23 protein-coding genes are annotated in these 19,831 nt (G+C 60.5%); 11 read left to right on the top strand and 12 right to left on the bottom strand.

What is annotated here, in order from left to right:
• Window positions 1-8 precede the first annotated feature (8 nt).
• On the bottom strand, window positions 9-1,232 hold the full coding sequence (locus ACIP0B_RS01830; protein ID WP_400829355.1) for a methyl-accepting chemotaxis protein: 1,224 nt from the start codon (window positions 1,230-1,232) through the stop codon (window positions 9-11).
• Window positions 1,233-1,836: 604 nt separating this feature from the next.
• Window positions 1,837-2,241: a TraR/DksA family transcriptional regulator gene (locus ACIP0B_RS01825; RefSeq protein WP_065260998.1), complete on the bottom strand. Its 405-nt coding sequence runs from the start codon at window positions 2,239-2,241 to the stop codon at window positions 1,837-1,839.
• 442 nt (window positions 2,242-2,683) lie between these two features.
• Here ACIP0B_RS01825 and ACIP0B_RS01820 point away from each other — a divergent pair, with 442 nt between their 5' ends.
• Entirely contained in the window at window positions 2,684-3,559 is an 876-nt protein-coding gene (locus ACIP0B_RS01820; RefSeq protein WP_400829328.1) for a MurR/RpiR family transcriptional regulator, read from the top strand.
• 67 nt (window positions 3,560-3,626) lie between these two features.
• Here the strand turns inward: ACIP0B_RS01820 and ACIP0B_RS01815 are convergent, their stop codons facing one another.
• Window positions 3,627-4,997 (bottom strand): hypothetical protein, encoded by a 1,371-nt coding sequence (locus ACIP0B_RS01815; RefSeq protein WP_400829327.1) that lies wholly within the window; start codon window positions 4,995-4,997, stop codon window positions 3,627-3,629.
• A gap of 321 nt (window positions 4,998-5,318) precedes the next feature.
• Here ACIP0B_RS01815 and ACIP0B_RS01810 point away from each other — a divergent pair, with 321 nt between their 5' ends.
• The 5 genes from ACIP0B_RS01810 to ACIP0B_RS01790 all read left to right on the top strand — a co-directional run bounded on the left by ACIP0B_RS01810 (window position 5,319) and on the right by ACIP0B_RS01790 (window position 9,312).
• Entirely contained in the window at window positions 5,319-5,924 is a 606-nt protein-coding gene (locus ACIP0B_RS01810; protein ID WP_400829325.1) for a glutathione S-transferase, read from the top strand.
• 2 nt (window positions 5,925-5,926) lie between these two features.
• Window positions 5,927-7,030, top strand: coding sequence for a DNA alkylation repair protein (locus tag ACIP0B_RS01805; RefSeq protein WP_400829323.1), 1,104 nt, complete (start codon window positions 5,927-5,929; stop codon window positions 7,028-7,030).
• Between the two features lie 214 nt (window positions 7,031-7,244).
• Window positions 7,245-7,904 carry a hypothetical protein gene (locus ACIP0B_RS01800; protein ID WP_400829321.1) on the top strand — a complete coding sequence of 220 codons (660 nt, stop codon included), beginning with the start codon at window positions 7,245-7,247 and terminating at the stop codon, window positions 7,902-7,904.
• A gap of 87 nt (window positions 7,905-7,991) precedes the next feature.
• Window positions 7,992-9,185 carry a DUF6166 domain-containing protein gene (locus tag ACIP0B_RS01795; RefSeq protein WP_400829319.1) on the top strand — a complete coding sequence of 398 codons (1,194 nt, stop codon included), beginning with the start codon at window positions 7,992-7,994 and terminating at the stop codon, window positions 9,183-9,185.
• Entirely contained in the window at window positions 9,178-9,312 is a 135-nt protein-coding gene (locus ACIP0B_RS01790; RefSeq protein ID WP_400829317.1) for a hypothetical protein, read from the top strand. The genes ACIP0B_RS01795 and ACIP0B_RS01790 overlap by 8 nt, the downstream gene beginning before the upstream one ends.
• Before the next feature lie 127 nt (window positions 9,313-9,439).
• On the opposite strand, the gene ACIP0B_RS01785 is transcribed toward ACIP0B_RS01790, so the two are convergent.
• The 3 genes from ACIP0B_RS01785 to ACIP0B_RS01775 all read right to left on the bottom strand — a co-directional run bounded on the left by ACIP0B_RS01785 (window position 9,440) and on the right by ACIP0B_RS01775 (window position 11,531).
• Entirely contained in the window at window positions 9,440-10,081 is a 642-nt protein-coding gene (locus ACIP0B_RS01785) for a hypothetical protein (protein WP_400829315.1), read from the bottom strand.
• A gap of 194 nt (window positions 10,082-10,275) precedes the next feature.
• The gene (locus tag ACIP0B_RS01780) at window positions 10,276-10,635 is read right to left on the bottom strand and encodes a DUF6124 family protein (protein WP_400829313.1); all 360 of its coding nucleotides are present in this window, start codon (window positions 10,633-10,635) and stop codon (window positions 10,276-10,278) included.
• A gap of 554 nt (window positions 10,636-11,189) precedes the next feature.
• Entirely contained in the window at window positions 11,190-11,531 is a 342-nt protein-coding gene (locus tag ACIP0B_RS01775) for a hypothetical protein (RefSeq protein ID WP_400829311.1), read from the bottom strand.
• Between the two features lie 170 nt (window positions 11,532-11,701).
• Here ACIP0B_RS01775 and ACIP0B_RS01770 point away from each other — a divergent pair, with 170 nt between their 5' ends.
• Both ACIP0B_RS01770 and ACIP0B_RS01765 read left to right on the top strand, forming a co-directional pair.
• Window positions 11,702-13,072: a hypothetical protein gene (locus tag ACIP0B_RS01770; RefSeq protein ID WP_400829309.1), complete on the top strand. Its 1,371-nt coding sequence runs from the start codon at window positions 11,702-11,704 to the stop codon at window positions 13,070-13,072.
• Window positions 13,073-13,108: 36 nt separating this feature from the next.
• Complete coding sequence (locus ACIP0B_RS01765) at window positions 13,109-13,477, top strand: hypothetical protein (RefSeq protein WP_400829307.1); 369 nt, start codon at window positions 13,109-13,111, stop codon at window positions 13,475-13,477.
• 28 nt (window positions 13,478-13,505) lie between these two features.
• Here ACIP0B_RS01765 and ACIP0B_RS01760 read toward each other — a convergent pair whose 3' ends face one another.
• The 4 genes from ACIP0B_RS01760 to ACIP0B_RS01745 form a co-directional block, all read right to left on the bottom strand.
• Window positions 13,506-14,579: an NAD(P)/FAD-dependent oxidoreductase gene (locus ACIP0B_RS01760; protein ID WP_400829353.1), complete on the bottom strand. Its 1,074-nt coding sequence runs from the start codon at window positions 14,577-14,579 to the stop codon at window positions 13,506-13,508.
• A gap of 79 nt (window positions 14,580-14,658) precedes the next feature.
• Window positions 14,659-15,021 (bottom strand): DUF6124 family protein, encoded by a 363-nt coding sequence (locus ACIP0B_RS01755; protein WP_400829305.1) that lies wholly within the window; start codon window positions 15,019-15,021, stop codon window positions 14,659-14,661.
• 491 nt (window positions 15,022-15,512) lie between these two features.
• Window positions 15,513-15,821, bottom strand: coding sequence for a cupredoxin family copper-binding protein (locus tag ACIP0B_RS01750; protein ID WP_400829303.1), 309 nt, complete (start codon window positions 15,819-15,821; stop codon window positions 15,513-15,515).
• Window positions 15,822-15,835: 14 nt separating this feature from the next.
• Window positions 15,836-16,804 (bottom strand): metallophosphoesterase family protein, encoded by a 969-nt coding sequence (locus ACIP0B_RS01745; protein WP_400829301.1) that lies wholly within the window; start codon window positions 16,802-16,804, stop codon window positions 15,836-15,838.
• A gap of 153 nt (window positions 16,805-16,957) precedes the next feature.
• Between ACIP0B_RS01745 and ACIP0B_RS01740 the strand changes: the two genes are divergently transcribed.
• Both ACIP0B_RS01740 and ACIP0B_RS01735 read left to right on the top strand, forming a co-directional pair.
• Window positions 16,958-17,470, top strand: coding sequence for a sigma-70 family RNA polymerase sigma factor (locus ACIP0B_RS01740; RefSeq protein ID WP_400829299.1), 513 nt, complete (start codon window positions 16,958-16,960; stop codon window positions 17,468-17,470).
• The gene (locus ACIP0B_RS01735; RefSeq protein WP_400829297.1) at window positions 17,463-18,206 is read left to right on the top strand and encodes an anti-sigma factor family protein; all 744 of its coding nucleotides are present in this window, start codon (window positions 17,463-17,465) and stop codon (window positions 18,204-18,206) included. Before ACIP0B_RS01740 ends, ACIP0B_RS01735 begins: the two co-directional genes overlap by 8 nt.
• An 82-nt stretch (window positions 18,207-18,288) precedes the next feature.
• Here the strand turns inward: ACIP0B_RS01735 and ACIP0B_RS01730 are convergent, their stop codons facing one another.
• Window positions 18,289-18,723, bottom strand: coding sequence for a hypothetical protein (locus tag ACIP0B_RS01730; protein WP_400829295.1), 435 nt, complete (start codon window positions 18,721-18,723; stop codon window positions 18,289-18,291).
• Window positions 18,724-18,830: 107 nt separating this feature from the next.
• Window positions 18,831-19,043, bottom strand: a complete 213-nt coding sequence (locus tag ACIP0B_RS01725) for a DUF4287 domain-containing protein (RefSeq protein WP_400829293.1) — start codon at window positions 19,041-19,043, stop codon at window positions 18,831-18,833.
• Between the two features lie 223 nt (window positions 19,044-19,266).
• Here ACIP0B_RS01725 and ACIP0B_RS01720 point away from each other — a divergent pair, with 223 nt between their 5' ends.
• The gene (locus ACIP0B_RS01720) at window positions 19,267-19,707 is read left to right on the top strand and encodes a carbohydrate-binding module family 20 domain-containing protein (protein ID WP_400829291.1); all 441 of its coding nucleotides are present in this window, start codon (window positions 19,267-19,269) and stop codon (window positions 19,705-19,707) included.
• The last annotated feature ends 124 nt before the right edge of the window (window positions 19,708-19,831 follow it).

The following is a 19,831-nucleotide window of genomic DNA, read 5'->3' as shown; positions in this document are numbered from 1 at the left end:
AACAATGCTCAGCGCGGGTTCTCGGGTTTGTAGCCCAGGCGCAACCCGCCCCAATGACGACCCTTGACCATGATCGGCACCGACAGATCGTGCATCAGCTCACCGGTGTCGCGGGTGTAGGTCTGCAGCAAGACCGGCTGCTGATGGCTGCCGCAACGGATGCCGGTGCGGTCGGCAAACTTGCGTTTGGTGCGGTTATTGACGGTGTCGACCTGCACGTCGCCGGTCAGCGGTTGGCTGAACACCTGATTGTGGGTCGGCACGTAGCCCTGCTGGGTGCAGGCGATGGCGAACACCAGGCCCTCATGGCGCGGCAGCAAGGGTTCCTGGATCGCCGGCAGCACCTGGTCGGTGTAGCGGTCGAACCGGGTCTGATACTTCTCGGGCCGCGTGCCGGGGATCGGCTGATAGTGACGGTCGAACAGGTCGTCGAGGCTGATCCGCCCCTGTTCGACGTCGGCCTCGAAGCGCGCAGCGATCTGCGCGGCCCCTTCGCGGGCCAGGTCGTAGATGCGCTGGTGATAGTCGTCCAGCCCGACTTCGGCCAACCGTTCGCTGATGGTCTCGGCCTGGCCTTCCATCTGCACGGCGGCGTCGGCGAGTCGGCGGGTCTGCTCGTCGCTGATGGCCAGGTCGGCGCGCATCTGCTCGATGGCGGCGAACAGGCTGTCGAGTTGCCCGCGGTTGGTCTCGGCGCCCTGGGCGATCTCGCCCACCTGGGTTTCCACCCCGGCCGCCAGCCGCGCGATGTTTTCCAGGTGCTGGCCGGTGTGTTCGACCTGCTCCACGCCCGTGCGCAGGTCATCGGAGAGCTGGCGGATTTGCTCCACCACCTGCGCGGTACGTTGCTGGATGTCGGCCACCATTTCGCCGACCTCGTCGGTGGCCGACGCCGTGCGCGCCGCCAGGCCGCGCACCTCGTCCGCCACCACCGCGAAACCGCGTCCGTGCTCGCCGGCGCGGGCCGCCTCGATGGCGGCGTTGAGCGCCAGCAGGTTGGTCTGGCTGGCGATGGACTGGATCACCAGCGTGACGCGCTGAATGTCGTCGCTGCGCTGGCTCAGGGCTTCGATCAGCTCGCGGCTGTCGTTGGCGCGCTGGCTGAGCTGATGCATGCGCGAAATGGAGTCGACCAGCACGGTGCGCCCCGCGGCGCTGCTGTGGTGCGCCTCGCTGGCGGCACCCAGCGCTTGCCGGCTGAGCTGCGAAGTGGCCTGTTCGGTGGCGATCATCACCTCGGCGTTGCTGACGATCTGCTGCGCCGCGTCGAGCTGGGATTGCAGCTTGCCGGCCAGGGCCTTGACCGAGAACGCCACGCCGGCGGCGGACAGTGCGTTATGGCTGGTGGTGTAGGAAAGGTCGCGGGTGAGCTCGGCCATCGCGCTGCCGGTCTCGACAGGCCGGGCCTCAGGGGTGGCGCGGGAACGCAGGCGCGGCAGCCAGACAATCAGCACCGCCAGCGGCATGCCCGCGTACAGCGGCCAGCCCCCCAGCGCCATGCCCGCCAGCAACAGCATCAGGGCGATGCTTTGCAGCGTCGGCGACAGCCAGCGGTTTTTCGGCAAAACAACTGGTGCAGGCAGAGCCTCAACCAGAGATCCTTCTCTCGTCATTTCGTAACCCCACGCGTGTTCTCATTGTTGTGGCTGCATTAAACGCCACTACAACGCCATTATCTATGGTCCGTTAGTCGTGGGGTCTGTGGCAGGTCAATGGAACGGCGGGTTTGTTACAGGCGGCAAAACGCTTCGCGGGCAAGCCCGCTCCCACAAAGGTCCGGACATCACCGTAAACCTTGTGGAAGCGGACTTGCCCGCGATGACCGCGTCGGCGCAATCAGGCCTGACGCTGGTGCTTGTCGATCTGCTCGTGACGCTCTTGGGCTTCGATGCAGTATTTGGTGGTCGGGCTGATCAGCAGGCGTTTCAGGCCGATCGGCTCGCCGCTGTCGTCGCACCAGCCAAAGCTGTCTTCCTTGATGCGCTCAAGGGCTTGTTCCAGTTGCGGCAGCATGCGCTGGTCGCGGTCGATCGCGTTCACCAGCCAGGTGCGCTCTTCTTCCACCGAAGCGGCGTCCGCCGGGTCAGCCGGGGTGTCCAGGCTTTCGATGGCAATACGGTTCTGCTCAATGCGCTCGTGGGTTTCGACTTTCATGTTCTGCAGCAGCTCAGTGAAGAAAGCGTGCTGCTCGGCATTCATGTAGTCATCTGCCGGCATGGCCAGCAACTTGTCCTTTGTCATTGATATCTCTAATAAAAAACGTGCATTAAGGCGAATTAGGGAGCGTTCCGGCGAACCGCCTGCGGTCATCGGAAAGGCATCGTTTATTGCAAACGCCACCCGGCACTCAATTTACGAAGGGGCGGCAGTCTAAGGCCCGATTGAGGCCTCAGCAACTGGAAATACAGGGAATTTGTCCGACAAAGCCCGGAAACCGCCCGCAGACGGGGTCCGCAGCGGCCATCGGAGTGCGTTTATAGCAAGAAATTCGGTCGAGCGGCTGTATATAGAAGACAAACGGCGATCGGGCGTGGCGCTTTGTCGCACCCACCCGTGAGCGCGCAGGCAGGCGCAGTGCATCGTTTCAGCCGTGAAAGCCTGCGTTCGGGCTTCACAAATCGGCGCCCGGACTGGCTATTCTCAAGGGCCGTGCGCCTGAAAAGAACAGTCAGAAGGATTGCCCATGCCGCCCACCGATCAGCCGGTCAACGCCGAGCGCCTGCTGCAGCGGATCACCGACGAACACGAATCCCTGCCGCGCCAGCTCAAGCGCATCGCCCGCTACATGAGCCAGCAGAGCGAGCGGATCATGCTCGACCGCATCAGCGACATCGCCCATGAATGCGAAGTGCACCCGTCGGCCATCGTGCGCTTCTGCCAGCGCTTCGGGTTCAGCGGCTTCAGCGAGATGCAGGCGCTGTTCCGCGAGGCCTACACCCACAAGACCACACCGGCGCAGAGCCACCAGAAACGCATCCGCACGCTGATCGCCGACAAGTCCCAGGCCACCAGCGACGGCGACCTCGCCCGCGAGTGCATCGCCGCCACCCTCTCCGGCATCGAACGGCTGGGCCTGGAACTGGACGACGCCGCCTTCGAAAAGGCCGTGGACCTGCTGGCCGGCGCCGACCACATCCATGTGATCGGCGTGCGCCGCTCCTTCGCGGCGGCCGACTACCTGGCCTACAACCTGCGCCACACCCAAAAGCGCATCCAGCTCATCTCCGGCCTGGGCGGCAGCTACCGCGAGCAGATGCGCAGCGTGCGCGCCAACGACCTGGTGGTCGCCATCAGCTACACCCCCTACGCCAAGGAAACCCAGCACTGCCTGCGCCTGGCCCGGCAGCAGCAGGCCAACACCCTGGTCATCACCGACAGCCACCTCTCGCCGCTGACCAAGGGCGCCGGCGCGGTGCTGCTGGTCAATGAGGGGCGCTCGTTCGCGTTTCGCTCGTTGAGCGCGACGTTGTGCCTGTGCCAGGCGTTGTTCATTGCGCTGGCGTACCGGTTGGGGTTGAAGGTGGAGGAGATGCAGGAGCAGGTGGGATTCGAGGATTGAGCACTGCCGGAAAACTGCGCACCGGCAGTGCTTGGCGAGTCAAACCGTGGTGCTGAGCCACGGCCCGTCAGGGCTTAGTGGCGGGCGATATCAGTTCCTCGAGAAAAGGGAAAGGGAACGGCCTCACCTCCATTTTTTTAAACAGAGGGACGGCATTCGTCCCCGGGGCCGGCTTAAAACCGCCTGACGCATCCGCCACCGTCTGGGAGTCCTGCAGCGACCCAACGCTGTAGTGAATGCCTCGATAACCAATGGCGACGGGACGCGCAAACGCCTGACGCAAGGTCAGGCCCAGCGCAGAGGACTTGACCACCGAGCCCGTTACCCCCGGCAGGTCCGGCGCCACCTTGTTCACTTGTTGGCGCAACTGCGCATTCACTTGCACCAGTTCATCCTCCACTTTGTCTATTTCAGCCTGCCGATCCGCCGGGACGGCGGGCGCAGCCGCGACTTTGGCTTTTGGCTCGGGCTCGGGCTCGGGCTGATCCGGTTTGGCCGGATCTTTGGCCTTGGTGACCGCATCTTCCTTTGTCTGCACCTTGCCCGCCCCATCGCCCCCGCCAGCGGGCGCAGGCGGCGTCGAGCCCTCAGGAGGGCGACGAAGCTTGATCAGTTGCGCCTCCAGCGCTTTCTTCTTGTCGCTCAGGTCCACCATGGCCAAGGTCAGCGCCGAGAACGAGGCGCTCATCCCTTCCTCCGAGGAGACAATGACATCGATGGCCCGCGTCAGATAGACATCCGTGACCAACACCAACACAGGCGCGGAACCATCCGAAAAACGGGACTGAGTCGCCTGCAGATCCTCGGCGGCCTCACGCATCATTCGATGGTCCGTCAAGCTGTAACGCGTCGGCGCCAAACTCTCAAAACGACGCTTGGCCAGCAAATAAGTGACTCCGTAGGTTTCCGCCGCCGGCACCGAGTAGGACACGCTGTACTGGGAGCGGCGACCAAAACCGAGCAATGCGCCAATCGCACTGCTGGTCACGTTCACGCCCACATCGCTCTCGGCCAAGGAAGCAAAGGTGAAACCGGGAAAGGCCACCTGACTGTTGATCACTCTCTCGCGGACCTTCAGCGGCAGCACTTTGCGCGTCTGGACTGACGTGCCGCTGCCGTCCTCGTAAGTGTCCGTCGACTCAAACATCACCGTCGGCGCGGACTGGTAAAGCTCTTCGCTCAAGTCGATGTGATCGATCCGCACCGAACCCAGCACGTAATCGGCCGTTTTGATTTTGTGGCCCGCCTTCACCGCACGGGCGATGAAAACATCCCCCACTTCAAACTGCGCACGGGGCGGGTAAATCGCCTTGATCCCCAATTGCTCTGTATTGGTCGACCAGTTTTCAGCCACGACGCCCTTTTCCGGCTTCGAACTGCCACACCCGACCAACCCCACGCCTACCAGACACACAATCAAAGGTTTGAAACACTTCATGCGATCCGCCTCATTCATGCATCCAAGGGATGATCTGCCAAGTCAGACGTGCGCAGACCGGTGCCTCAACGACCCAGAGGTTCATGGACTGCAAGGGAGGGGACGCCAACGAGCACTCAATCAGAGAACCTGAACTCGTCTACCTTTGCCATCCCTGGTCGATGCTGGCACTTTGACTATAGAACCGGAACCACCCCCGGCAAGGTCGGTAAGGCCCTTTATTTTCGGGTATTTCATCCCCGTTACGGCGTGCGGGTGTAGTCAACCGCCAGACCGAACCGCTACATTCGACCCCCATAACAAACACTCAGGGAGCTGCACATGAAACTGATCGGAATGCTCGACTCACCCTACGTGCGCCGCGTGGCCATCTCCGCCCAATGCCTGGGCATCGAGCTTGCGCACGAACCGGTGTCGGTGTTCCGCCATTTCGAGCGCTTCCAGCAGATCAACCCGGTGGTCAAGGCCCCTACCCTGATCCTCGACGACGGCCAGACGCTGATCGACTCGACCCTGATCATCGACTACCTCGAAACCCTTTCCGGCAAATCCCTGCTGCCCACCCACCCCGCCGCGCGCGTGCGTGCCCTGCACCTCATCGGCCTGGGCCTGGCCGCATGCGAAAAAGCCGTGCAGCTCTATTACGAGCGCAACCTGCGCCCGGCACAAATTCAGTACCAACCGTGGGTCGAGCGGGTCGAAGGCCAACTTGCCGCCGCCTTCACCGCCCTTGAGCTCGAACTGCAACGGCAACCGCTGCCCACCGACGGCGCACTGATGCAGGACGGCATCACCCTGGCCGTCGCCTGGAGCTTCACCGGCCTGGTCGTCCCCGACCAGATCGACGCCGCCCGCTTCCCCCACATCGCCCACTACACCGCGTACGCCGAAGGCCTCGACGCCTTCGCCCGCACGCCGATGAACTGACCATGAGCGCCCCCGCCACCGCCGCCCCGGCGCTCAAGGAAATCTTCAACGCCGAACGCCTGCGGCACATCGCCGACGAGATGAGCGCCGTGTACCCGGCGTTCAAGGCCAAGGCCTTCCTCAAGCAGGCCAACGACGGCCTCGCCGAGCTCTCGGTGATGCAACGCATGGCCCGCGTCAGCGAATGCCTGCACGCCGTGCTGCCGCTGAGCTACGAAGACTCGCTCGCCGTCCTGCGCGACCTCGCGCCCCGGCTCAACAGCGCCTTCGTCAGCATGACCCTGCCGCACTACGTCGCCACTTACGGCGGCCACGCGTTCGACACCTCGCTGGACGCGCTCCACTACTTCACCGCGTTCGGCTCCTCCGAATTCGCCATCCGCCACTTCCTGCGCAGCGACCTGTCCCGCACCCTCGAACGCATGCACGACTGGGCCCGCGACGACAACCACCACGTCCGCCGCCTCGCCAGCGAAGGCAGCCGCCCGCGCCTGCCCTGGTCGTTCCGCCTCGAACCGGTGCAGGCCGACCCGCAACTGGCGGCCGGCATCCTCGACCGGCTCAAGGCCGACGACAGCCTCTACGTGCGCAAATCCGTGGCCAACCACCTCAACGACATCACCAAGGAACACCCGCACTGGGTGCTCGACACCGTCGAAGGCTGGTCGCTGGACAACAAACACACCGCCTGGATCGCCAAACACGCCCTGCGCAACCTGATCAAACAAGGCAACCCCCGCGCCCTGAGCCTCATCGGCGCCGGCGCGAAAGCCGAGGTCGAGTTGCTGGACTTGAAAGTGGAACCGGCGGTGGTGCGGCTGGGGGACACGATCACACTGTCCTTCACCGTGAAGTCCACCGTGCCCGAGGCGCAGCGGTTGGTGATCGATTACGCGATCGACTACGTGAAGGCGAACGGCGGGACATCGCGCAAGGTGTTCAAGTTGAAGGGGCTGGATTTGGCGGGGTTTGGGGAGGTTGAGGTGGTGCGGCGGCAGCAGATCAAGGATTTTACGACGCGCAAGCATTATGCGGGGTGGCATGGGGTGGAGGTGATGGTGAATGGGGAGCGGTTGGGGGGTGGGGGGTTTGAGGTTGGGGGATAGATGGGGTGGGTGCCGGGAGAGTTCTTTTTGATTTGGGGAGCGTCTGCGTTCGGCCAAAGGCGATCATTGAGGATCTATAGAACGGAGGCCATTCAGGAGTGACCAGCTAGTCTCAATGACCGGCACAAATGCAACATCATCAAGTGTGGGGTTGAGCAAGACAACCATGAAATGGACTGATAGCATCTAGCTATCAATCAGAGGAAGGGATCCCATGCTGAAGAAAGTCGCGTCATCCATTCTCGTCGCCGGCACCCTGCTTGCCTCCGCCCAAGGGGCTTTCGCCGAAGAAAAACTGTTCAAGAACTACGTCTACCAGACCCCACTCGCAAAATTCACCGAAGCTGCCGGTTACTACGACTGCTCTCAGGATGTCGGCGGGACCGCGAGGTGCATCGACGATGTGGATTTCCTGGAAGAGAAATTCACCGTCGCGCTGATCTTTTCCGGGGACAAGCTGATGATGGTTTCACTCATCAGCCCGTTTGATCAGAACTTGTACGTCAAAGCCATCGCGGGGCTTTCCAAATCATTCACGCTGGTATCCATGAGCGATGAAAAATCCATCCTGGATATGTTTGATACCGCGAGAAAGTCGAGAAGCTCTGAAGAGCTGACGACGAAAATTTCCAATTTTGAACAGGTCGGTCTGGCGTCTGGGAATCTGACCTACACCTTCCTTGAAGGGTTGAACGCCAAAGGGCAAACCAATGCTGTGAGTGCGTTGGCTGCTGCGCCAGAAAATATTCGGTCCGCTGAGTTGGTGATGGCAGGGCAAGGTGCGGATTCAGGGATGATTATTCGGTTTACGTTTCCGCGTTTAGAGGCGAATAAGATTATGGCTGAGGCTAAGAAGCCTGTTGAATCGTTTTAATTAGTTGATTGACTGCGATTTTGAAAGTAAAGGGGAAAGATTTATTAAAAATAGATCCTTCCCCTCTTTTACGAAAGGCTAACAACCATGAGTACATTGTCAAAGCGACAAGAAAATCGTGAGAAAGGCGAAATTCTTACCCAAGGATTTCTAGCTAATGATTTCTGGATACTAAAAAGACCTGTAGATGTTGACGGGGCTGACTTTTTAGTACAGAACACAGCTGAAACACTGCGCGAACTACGAGATCGAACGAAGGGCATAGAAACACTAGGAATCATACAAGCAAAATACTTTGAAAAAAGAAACATGGTACAAATTGAAAAAACGTATGTCCTTGATGATGGCGAGGCACGAAATGAATTTTTTTGCTTCATCCATACTCATGGAGAAGACGGAGAGCACATTTATTATTTCTTTTCAGCATCTGAAATAGCCAATACATTTTACGAAAGCAAATGCGGGAAGTTTTACAGATTCAAAATAACCAAATCCCGAGATTACTCAAATTTTAAGAACATCAAACAAAACATCATATCAAAAAGAATTAAACTAGGAATCCTGAGCACTACCACAGCAAAAAACATTAACCATATGAGAAAGCAGTTTAAGATATACGCCACACCAACTTTATACTACGACGAAAAGCCAGATTTTCTATATCACTTCAAAGTCATCGAGAATGTTCACATAGTCATATGTACTCAACGGGGGGCATCTGCTCATTTACTGGAAATGCGGCGCGATCTTTTCCCTAATCAGGGCGGTTTTTTTTGGGGCGGGAATGGAACCGGACCAACGTTTCTTGCAACAAGCTTGCTTGCTCATCATTTCAATGGCAAAGAGGTAAAAAAAGAAGACATAAACAGCTTAGTCAAAAATCTATTACAAAAGCTAGATAGAGATGAAGAGTACAAGATAACAACGCACGAACTAGTTCAGGCCATTAGTAAAAAAATGAGTCGAAGAGAGCTCATGAAAGAGTTAGAAACTGAATGGCTAGGCCCATCAAATGAGAGTGGGCTTGAAATAGTTGAAGTTCTAGAGCGAAACGGGCACTTAGTACGAGTCAAATGTCAAATGGGTGAGGAGTACGATCTTGAAGCAAACATAAACAACAATAACTACGAGCACATTGACTACCCCCTCCACCAGATTGCCACATCAACGGATGTAAAAAAGCCAATACTCTTCAACTTCGCCCATGTTGAGCGAGACACATCTGACTACAAAATTACCGACATCGCACTTTCAGCTTATTACAGACTCTATAATGACTAAACTCAAAGCGTGCCCTGACACTGCCCAAGCCCTAGTAGCTACATCTAAAAAGGGTAAAAAGTTGACTGTTTTATTAAAAATCACTTATAAACCACCAAGAAAAAAAGGGGACAGCTCTATTTTTTGAGAATAGATCTGTCCTCTTTGCTCACAACCACGCTTAGGCCTCAAGCACTCCCCCGAAACCCTCTATCCCCAAACACGGATCATTTCGGCAAGCATCGACTCAATCAAATCCGAGCTGGTCAGTCTTTTCATAGCTCGATACTCCTGTAAATAGAAACAGAAGCTTGAAAGGCCACAGCTGCTTTGCACCACGAATCGCGAGCTCCGTTAAAATTGCAACCAGGTGGAGATGCCGCAAAGGCTGCAAAAAAAGGAATACCGATGGACGAGAGCCGCGCTTGAGCTTTATGGCCTAACGCAACCACAAAAGCTTGAGATAACAGATCCAGTTGAGGCTTTAAATAGCACATAGAGCAAGTTCGCCAAGCAGATGCGCTGACCTGATCACCTTCCTTAGGTGCAGAACATAGAAGTGATTCCGTCATCCATGTTTTTTGAAGCTGGCGATCGAATGAATCGTTAGGAAAGCACAGGTTCAAAATGTGGCGAACATTTCTATGAAACAGATCCGTTCCATGTGCCATACATTGATAGGTGTATTCCAGCGCAGTATCTATCGACTGGTGCTTTTCTGTTTCATTGGGGTTGCCCGGTTCTGCAAACACCAGCACCAATTGCACCTCACGAGCGGTACCAGTAGCCCCAAGAAAACCACGCGGCACGTGACCTTCCTCTGGCGCCCATCTAAGGGAACTGCAGGCCCCGAGGAAATTGCCGCAAGGGGCATAGGCAGGCTCAATAATCTTCAGCAACTCACGGCAGGGCTTCATTCCGCAATCTCCTATTGCGAATTTCCTTCAAACAGCCACTTAGAGCTTAGTCCACTGCTCGCTCCTGACCGACAACAGTCATCCTGGTCGGCATCGCGCCGACCAAAAACGAAGGAGCTTGCAGCCAAACAACGTGACTGCAAGCTCCCAAAAACGACACATCATCAGCCAGCCATTGAGCTACTCAGTATTCACTACTTCGGCTCAACATTATCCAACGCCTGCCCCACCGCCACCTCCCCCAACATCACCAACTGCGCAATCCCTATCGCGGTTCTGCGATGGCCAGCATCCAGCAAGGCGGCAAAGTTGTTGAGCATTTCGGAGGCGGCACCGAGGTTTTCGCAGGCGTTAGCCAGCAGGGACTCGGTGTCGTAGGCCGGGTTGGGCAGGTACATGGGTTCGGCGGTGTGGGCGCTGGCCATGATGGGTGGGATTGGGTTGAGGTAGTGGTCGAGGGCGCGTTCGGCGGCTTCGTTGAGTTTTCTGGAATCGATGGATTCGTAGGGGGATGCCGGGTCGAGGGCTGGCGGATTGGGTGTGGGTTTGATCATGGCGAGTCTCCTGGTTTTCCGGTCGGAGCGGCCGCCATCACTTGCAGATGATGGGTGGCAGCTGTGTGCGGGTCTGCAAGACCGGGAAACCAGGCACCCGGCAGACCCGAAGGTCTCCCGCACAAAGCCGCCATTGAGCGGACACAGGAAAGCGTCCTTTTTGGCTAGGCTGTGCGACTGGTTTTCCGGCGGGCTTGCAGACCCGATCACTGATGGGCAGTGACGGAAATCAAGTTACGGGGAGCGTCCCAGACGCACAAGCCGGCGGATTCTGGCTCAGCCGTAGGCCATGGCGCAAGGCATCGTGGGCATTGGCCGGTGTCTGAATGCTTCACTTAAACAGCGCCGATTCCGACCGTTTAAACCGGCCAGAATCCGGATCGTTTCAGCTTGAAACCGGCCCCTCCGGAAGAAGGGAGACGGTCTTACGAGAGGCGTTGCGAGGATTACGCAGTCCTTCCGGCCGGAACGACAGCGGCCGCTGATCAACAGCCCCAGGCGCCCGACGCCAAAGTCGCTTTGAAGAAAAGGAATGACTTGTGGGATGGCCTTTCTCACTCCGTCTCAGGACACTTGAACGCCCATGAGTAAACCTTCATTCCTCTCACCTCCTCCCCAACAACCCCCACACCAAGACAAACCCCATCCTTGATGTAATTGAAGCTGCAATACCTAACCCCCTCCGTACAAGACTCAATCTCCGAATAGCCCTTCCTCACAAGGACGCTCTCCACCCCGAACTCACCCGCGTAGGTAGGGTTCGGCTTCCACCCACTGTTGATCAACGCCTTTCTGGCACTGACAAACGGCATCCCTTCTTTGATAGGAAAATCGACTGCCTGAGCAGAGAAGCTGACCACACAAACGAGGCCGACAAGCATTTTTCTAAGTTCCATTTAGCCTTACCACCAAAGCCCTTATGTGTTTTTTCCAGTTCATCCTACTCAGTGCAGGGCTGACCCGATGGTTTCCAGCGAGCCGTTCCAAATCACCCCCTGAACAGGCATGCTACCCCCCACGCCACCGTTCAAACTCAGGGATATTCAGCTTCATGTGGAAAAGTTGGTTGCAACGATTCATCGGCAAAACACCTGCCACGGCAGACACCCTACGCCACACAGCCGCAGATGCAGCCCCAGCCCCAGCCATCGCAACCCCAGTCACCACAGCCACGCCACCCGATCCCTCCCCCGTCCGTGACTGGAGGTCGCTCATCACCTCGTGGAGCGGGTTCGACCGGGAGACCGGCCTGCGGGTGGTCAGGTCTTCTCTGTCGGCGGAACGGTTGGCGGCGATCATCGTGCGGCTCAATGACTGGGTGCCTCAGGTTCGTGCAGTCGCGCGCGAGGCTTTCGAAGACTACCTGACGCCGCCGCATGCCGGTTGGCTGGTCGCTCAGATGCCCGCCATTCTGGCGCTTGAGCATCGCCATCGCGACGACCACCGTTCGACGCTCAACAAGCTTGAAGCATTGCTGGCAACACCGGAATGCGTCGAGCTCTGCGCGGCAGGTTTCGACGTCAGCCGAGGCTCGTGCGCGCGGTTGCTGTTTCGCGTGCTCGTTCAGACGAAGGTTGAGGATGAGCGGGAGACGTTTCTGGTGGCGTGCCTTCACCACGTCGATTTCAGCGTGCGCCGGTTGGCGCTCGGCAAGGCGATGGAGCTTGAGCCGGCGTCGGCCCAGCGGGCCATCGCGTTCGGGCTCGCCAGCAAGAGCAGCATCCTCAGGAGGCAGTCGTTCCTGGAAGCGATCCGCTTGCAGACCGGCCGCACCCAATTGATCGAAGCGTTCTTGATAGATCCGTCGCCGGCGGCCAGGTCCACTGCGCTCTGGGCCGCCGGAAAGTACGGCGTCGACCCGTCGCAGATGCTGCAGGCCCAGTTGGCGGGCGAGCTGCCTGCCACAAAGGCTCGCTGGCTCGGTCTCCTCGGGTTGGCGCAGGACCTGAAGATGCGCATTCCTGAACACTGGAAGACCGCGGCCTTAAGCCAAAGCAGCGGCGCGGTGCGTTCGATCGTGTTGATGCTCGAAGGGGAAGGCAACCCTGAGCGGCTGATCGCTGCGGTCGCAGAACCGGCCCGGGCCGTTTTTGAGGCCGGCGTCCTGGGTTTACGCACTCAGCCTTGGAGCGTCATCGGCTCGCCGTTCACCCATCAGCTCGACACGATTTGGGCAACGCTGTCACCCTCCCGACGCCTGGCGCTCCTCGAACTGATGCCCAAGTGGAGCCAGGCAGGGTATCTGCTCAAGCAGCTTGACCACAGCCCTTGCGAGCCGTCGGCGCTTGAGCAGCTCAGCGTTTGGGTCGACAGCCAGCCCTACGCCATCAACGACCGCGAGACACCAAAGGACGAGCGTGACCGGATCGTTGAACAGTTGAGGGCAATGGAGGCCGCTCGGACATTGCCTGCGGGCTCGGTGTCCAGGCTGATTTGAAAGGGCGTTAGCCCCAAACGCGAAGAAGGAACACTCATGCAGGTCATCACCCTCGATCGAGACAGCGTGCATGCCGGGGATGACCTGCACAGTCACAGGACTTCGATCAGGGTCGACCCCGCCGCCACGCTGGGCGACCTGTTCGAAGCGATACGAGGCATCGGCTACCTTCCCGGCATCAGCGGCGAACAGGCGACCTGGATCATTTGTTCATCCGGCAAACCCATCGGTGTTTTTGCTCAGCAATGGCCCACCCCTCAATGGGTTGTCCCGGCCGAGCGCACTGTCGGTCAATTTTTTGCGGATGCCGAACCTTCGCTGCTGTTCAGGTATTGGTGCCAGGCGGATCCCGACGCTGTCTTTTCCCAGATCAAAGCGGGGAATGAGCCGCCGTCCCGGTTCTAGGATTTGTCCGAGACCTGCCAGCCCCCCACTAAGCCCGGAAAAACCGATCCGGCCGACAAGGCCCAAGCTCACCGGCCACCCTCCCACCCACAATTTCCTCACTGACAAGCCGCCCCACCACCGCCGCCAACACAACCCCAGGGTGCATGGCGCACACATAAACACCGCCCACATTGGGCAGATAACCAATGACGGGAACGCCATCGGCCGGCATGGGCCTGAGGCCGATGCAGGCCCACTCCGGTTCAAGGGACTCCGCCCCATGGAGTGCATTCTGGATGGCCAGGGCCGTTCGACGGGCGATCGCTGCCGGTTGGTTTTGTGCGGTGTCGTCCAGGTAATCCTCTGCCGCCAGCAGCGCGCCGTCCGCGCTTTGCCGCACTTCCATGTCGGGGCTGGAGATGAGGGTGTGAACGAGGTTGGGCGGTGCGCTGTAGCGGATGAAAATGGCGGGCGAGGCGTTGATGGGCAGGGGCGCGCCGAGCCTTTCTGTCAGCTTCGCGGTGGCTGTGCCGGCGGCCAATACGATGACATCGGCGTGAAGCGTGCCTTGGGTGGTTTCGACGGCGGTCACCCTTTCGGCCTGGGTCACGAAACCGAGCACGCGCGTCTGGGTGAGGATGTTCGCTCCGTGTGCCTCGGCGCCCGCGATCAGTGCGTGCGAGGCGGCCACGGCGTCCAGCGCGCCTTCTTGCGCCGCGTACCCGGCGGATTGAGGCGGGTTCTTGAGGTTGGGTTCAAGGTCGAGGATCTGCGAACGGGTCACCCGGTTGGCCGGCGGTGCGTCGCCCGCCGCCGTGCCGTAAGACAAGGCGCCCGTCCAGCGTATGTTCAGGTCCGGCACCTGGGTTTCGAGCCGGCGGTATTCCTCGATGGCAGCCCTGCGCAGTGGCGCAATCGGGTCGGGTTCGGGGTGCGAGGTGTTGATCCAGGCGAAGGAGCGGCCGGTCACGCCCGAGGCGATCTCTTCGGCCTCGACCACGGTGACCTGCGCACCGTGCCGGGCCAAGTGATACGCCAGCGATGCGCCGACGATGCCTGCGCCCACGACGATGATTCGTTTGCCCTGACCACTGTCCATATCAACCTCCGTTCTGTCGATGTGCCGATGGTAGGACAGAGGGGCCTGCAACCCAAGCCATCAGAGGCAGGCCCCACCGTCATCGCAAAACGCGTCAGCCCTACCCCCTCGGCTCGACGTTATCCAACGCCTGCCCCACCGCCACTTCCCCCAGCATCACCAACTGCGCGATGCCGATCGCGGTGCGGCGGTGGCCGGCGTCCAGCACGGCGGCGAAGTTGTGGAGCATTTCGGAGGCGGCGCCGAGGTTTTCGCTGGCGTTGGCCAGCAGGGATTCGGTGTCGTAGGCCGGGTTGGGCAGGTACATGGGTTCGGCGGCCCAGGCGCTGGCCATGATGGGTGGGGCTGGGTTGAGGTAGTGGTCGAGGGCGCGTTCGGCGGCTTCGTTGAGTTTTCTGGAATCGATGGATTCGTAGGGGGATGCCGGATCGGTGATGGGCGGATTGGGTGTTGGTTTGATCATGGTGAATCTCCTAATTGGTGAAAGGAGCCTTCACCCTCGCTACCAAACGAAGGTGGCGGCCAATACGCGGGTTGGTAGACCGGTAACTAGGAACCCGGCGCACCCGAAGGTGCCCTGCGCATGGCCACCATAAAACGCAGACTTTCAGCGAGTCTGGAGGGGGTGACGCAATGCGACTAGTTAATCCGGGCTACCAAACCCGATCACTGTTTCCCAGTGACCCGAAAACGATAAAACCCGCACCCCAGCCGCACAAGCCGGCGGATTCTGGCCCACGCGTAGGCCATGACGCAAGGCATCGTGGGCATTGACCCATGACCGGATGCGTCGCTTAAACAGCAGCGCCGGCGGCTGTTGAAACGGGCCGCAAACCGAACCGCTTCAACGTGAAACCAGGCCCCCTCCGGGCGAAACGAGCCAGGCAAAAGCGTGGCCCCGCAGGGCCACGCCTTCACCGCAGGCCACCGTGCGGGGCACGCTTGGGCGGGTGCTCATTGGGTCACCACGATCTTGCCGATCATCTGCGGGTGCAGCACGCAGAAGTAGTCGAACTCGCCGGGCGTCTCGAACACCCAGGAAAACGTGTCATCGGTGTCCAGCGCCCCCGAGCGGAACGCCTTGTGGGTTTCCGCCACGGTGTGGGGGATCTGGTCGTCGTTCACCCACGTCACTTTGGTGCCCACCGCCACGGTCAGGTCCTTGGGGCCGAACATGAACTCCTTGATGTCGATCTTCACGTCCTGCGCCCACGCCGGCATCGACAGCATCAGGCCCACCACGGCCAACAGTCGCGTTTTCATTTGCCTGCCCTCCCCTAGACCAGCGTCGAGTCGATCAGCGCCAACGGGTGTTCGCCCTGGGTCGCCCGCACGTCGGTGAGGCCCAGGTAATTGCGCAACTGGTCGGCGGCGACGGTCATCGGCCCCGGCGACGGCGCCGCGCCCGGTGCCGGCTGCGGGTACGCCGTGCCGCGGGCGGTGTGGAAGGTGATGTTGCCTTCGACCTTCTGGATGACCTGGTGGATGTGCCCGTTCAGCACCGTGACCGAGCCGTACTTGCGCAGCATCGCGATGGCCTGGTCGCCGTCCTCGGTGCCCCAGCCCCAGGGCTGGTAGATCGTCCACAGCGGAATGTGGGTGAACACCACGACGGGCGTGCTGCTGGTCACGGCCCGCAGGTCGTCGGCCAGCCAGGCCAGTTGCTCGGCGCCGAGGTTGGCTTCGTGGCCGGCCTGGAAGTTGAACACGTTGACCAGCGCGATGAAGTGCACGCCGTGGTCGTCGAAGCTGTACCAGCCGTTGCCCTGGGTGCCCTTGCCGTAGCGTTCCAGGTAAAGCTTGCCGCCGCCCTCGTCGAGGGTGTCGTGCTCGCCCGGCACGTAATGCACGGGGGACGGCAGGCCTTTGAGCAACTGCGCGGCGGTGTCGAACTCTTCGGCCTTGGACAGGTGCGTGATGTCGCCGGTGTGCAGGATCAGCGCGGGCCGCTTGGGCAGCGCGACGACTTTGTCGATGGCCGCTTGCAGGGTCTTGGCCGGCTCCGGGTTGGCTTCCTTGTTGAAGCCGATGTGCGAGTCGCTGATCTGCACGAAGTGAAAGGTGCTGTCCAGGGCCTTGGGGTCGCTGACGTTGCCCGCCGCGTCCAGCGCGAACGCCCGGGGAACGCCGCCGCTCAGGGCCCAGAGCACCCCGGCGCCGGCCCACGCCGAGCATTTGAGCAGTGTGCGGCGGTCGGGGTTGGCCGGACCGTCGGTGCGCCGGGAATGTTTTGATCGAATGTCCATCGGTGTGTCCTCGCTGGCGGGCTACAGTGATGTAGCCGACAGGGAATGAACCTTTCGGGGCGCGGGTTTATTCCGCGCCGAAAAACAAATTCTTTTCAGGGAATAAAAAGCGAAGCATCACGGTTATAGGGGTGTGACGGTGCGGGAATCACTATGACGCGATTCGAGGAACTGATTGCGCCCCATCTGGACGCCGCCTATAACCTCGCGCGCTGGCTCACCGGCAACGACAGCGCCGCGCGCGACGTCGTGCAGGAAAGCGCCTTGCGCGCCTTCCGGTTTTTGCAGCGCTTCGCCGAGGGCAGCGCCAAGGCGTGGTTCCTGACCATCGTGCGCAACGAAAGCTACACCTGGCTCAAGGCGTCGGCCGGGCACCGCTGGGTGGCCATCGATGACGACCTGAGCGCCGACGAAACGGCGCCCGCCCACCAGCAGGGCCCGGAGCTTGCGGCCATCCACACGGAAAACGCGGCGTTGCTCCAGCAGGCGCTGTGCGCCCTGCCGCCGGCCTATCGCGAGGTGATCGTGCTGAAGGAGCTGGAAGACATGCCCTACAAGGACATCGCCCTGGTGGTGGACATTCCCATCGGCACCGTCATGTCGCGGCTCGCCCGGGCCCGCGCCCTGCTCAAGCTCGAACTGCTGAAGTTGCACGATCATGAATGAATTCGACTGCACGGTTTGCCGCACCCAGCTGCACGGTTACCTGGATCAGGCACTCGACCCGGCGGCAGCGGCGCAGGTCGCGGCGCACCTGGCCACGTGCGTCGGGTGCGCGCAGTTGCATGACGAGTACCGATCGCTGAAGACTGCCGTGAAGCGCCACGCGGCCTATTACCCGGCGCCGCCCGGATTGGCGGCCAGTGTGTTGGCGACGACGGCACCGGCCCCGCGCACCGCCGGGCGCTGGCGCTCATGGTTCGCGCCGGCGTTTTCCGCCGCCGCATTGGCCCTGGCGGTGGTGCTTTACGTGGCGACGCCGGGCGGCGAACAGCCGCTGATGGACGAGGCGGTCTCCAGCCACGTGCGCTCGCTGATGGGCGGGCACCTGAACGATGTGGTGTCCTCCGACCGCCACACCGTGAAGCCCTGGTTCACCGGCAAGCTCGACTTCTCGCCGCCGGTGGCCGACTACACGGCGCAAGGCTTCCCGCTGCTGGGCGGGCGGCTGGACTACCTGCAACACCAGACGGCAGCAGCCCTGACCTATGGCCGGGCCAAGCATGTGATCAATGTGTTCATCCTGCCCACGCCGGGGGCCGATCAGCCGCAGCAGGTGCAGACGATCCGCGGCTTCAACGTGGTGTCGTGGCAGGCGGACCACCTGCGTTTCGTGCTGGTGTCCGATGTGGAGAAAGGCGAGCTGGAGGCATTGAGCCGGTTGCTGGGCAACGGCGCCTGAGGCGGCCGACCGCATTCGTTTCAGCTTGAAACCGGCCCCCTCCGGGCGAAAGGAGCCGGCCTTGCGAGAGGCATTGCGAGGGTTACACCTGACCTGCGGCCGGCACGACCGGAACGACAGCGGCAACAGCCGCAACCGGCGCGACCACCGGCGTTTCCTGGGCCTGCTTGACCGCGACTTTCTTCAGTTCCTTGGCCTGGTTGGCGTAGGTCAGGGCGGCGTTCCAAAAACCGGATCCGCCGCTGGCCAACAGGCCTAGGCAAACGACGCCGAAGTCACTGTGCAGAAAAAAAGGAATGTCTTCCGGGATTGCGGCACGCGACAGCAGCACGGTGACCACACCGCCGGCGACCGCCAGTATCTGGAGGTAGGAGCGACGCCTGCCCTCCGCCTTGGGATCATCACTCGTCTGGTTCAGGATCGGAATGAATCCTTTCACGATTTCAACCAGCCGTTCGGTCGCGACGCTCATGCCCAGTACGAAACCAATCAGCGAAATCAGACTTTCCGTGCCCATCACAGGTCTCCTTGTGTTGTGCGCAGGGTTCATGGGGGGTGGCATTACATGGCCACCACCCAACTATAGATCCTGTCATTTATTGAGCAAGGCCGGAACGTCTGCCGTTACTTGCCCTGCGCCAGGTGGTGGGCGACCAATGCGTTGGCGTGGCCATGGCCCAGGCCGTGTTCGGTTTTGAGCCAGGCGACCAGCTCCATGTGTTTCTTGCCGCTGACGGAGGCCAACAGGCCGAGCCAGTGGCTGATGGGCTGGCCGTACTTTTTCTCGATGGACGGGAAGTACGAGGCCGGGCCTTTGGTCTTTGTGTCTTCGCTCATGGTGCGGGCTCCCTGTGGACGGCGGAGCGCCGAAGGGGCGCGCCTTGCCGTGCCACAGAGTGAAGGCCAAGACCCTCGGGCCGTCCAGCAGCGGTTTGTCCATCCGCACAAACCGCACTTGACGGTATCGCAAAGCGGTCTAAAAGACTGTCATTTCTGTCAGGTCACTTCTGGCCGTGACGGCGCTACGTTGGCGACACCAGAACCACTGGAGGTCGCCACCATGGACTTGACTCGTTGCCTGTTGCCTCTCGGCGTGTTCGCCCTGGCGGCTGCGCCCGGATTCGCGAGCGGCCAAGACATACAGCTGACCTACAAACTTCCCGTGGTCTTCAAGTGCGTGAACAGCCCGACAGAACCGGGCTACAGCGTCTACGCCGTCGGCAACCTCCCGGATCTGGGGAACTGGAAGCCGGCGGATGCCAAACCGCTGACCCTCATTCCCAACTCAATGAAGAACGGCAACCCCAAAATCAACGACTGGACGGGAACCCACTACATCGACGGCTCCAAACCTGGCGACGAGTTGGAGTGGAAGTGCATCGTCCGCAGCGAGAAAGACAAGGACGACAAGAACGTGGTGTGGCAGCCGGGAGCCAATAACAAAGTGACGTTAACGTTCGGGAACTCCCAGAGCGTCGGCGATTTTGCCCCTAGGCCCTGATGCGCAATCGCTTGAGCGACTTTCGAAGGGCCGGGCGTGCTGTGCAGGCCTCGCTTTTGGGGGCGCTTCGCACCCCAGCGGGAGCAAGCTCCCTCGCCACAGAGGCCATGTGCTGTGTCTATGC

Source organism: Pseudomonas sp. NPDC089534 (assembly GCF_044749305.1).
GTDB lineage: Bacteria > Pseudomonadota > Gammaproteobacteria > Pseudomonadales > Pseudomonadaceae > Aquipseudomonas > Aquipseudomonas ekonensis.
This window is presented reverse-complemented; position numbering and strand designations above follow the sequence as displayed.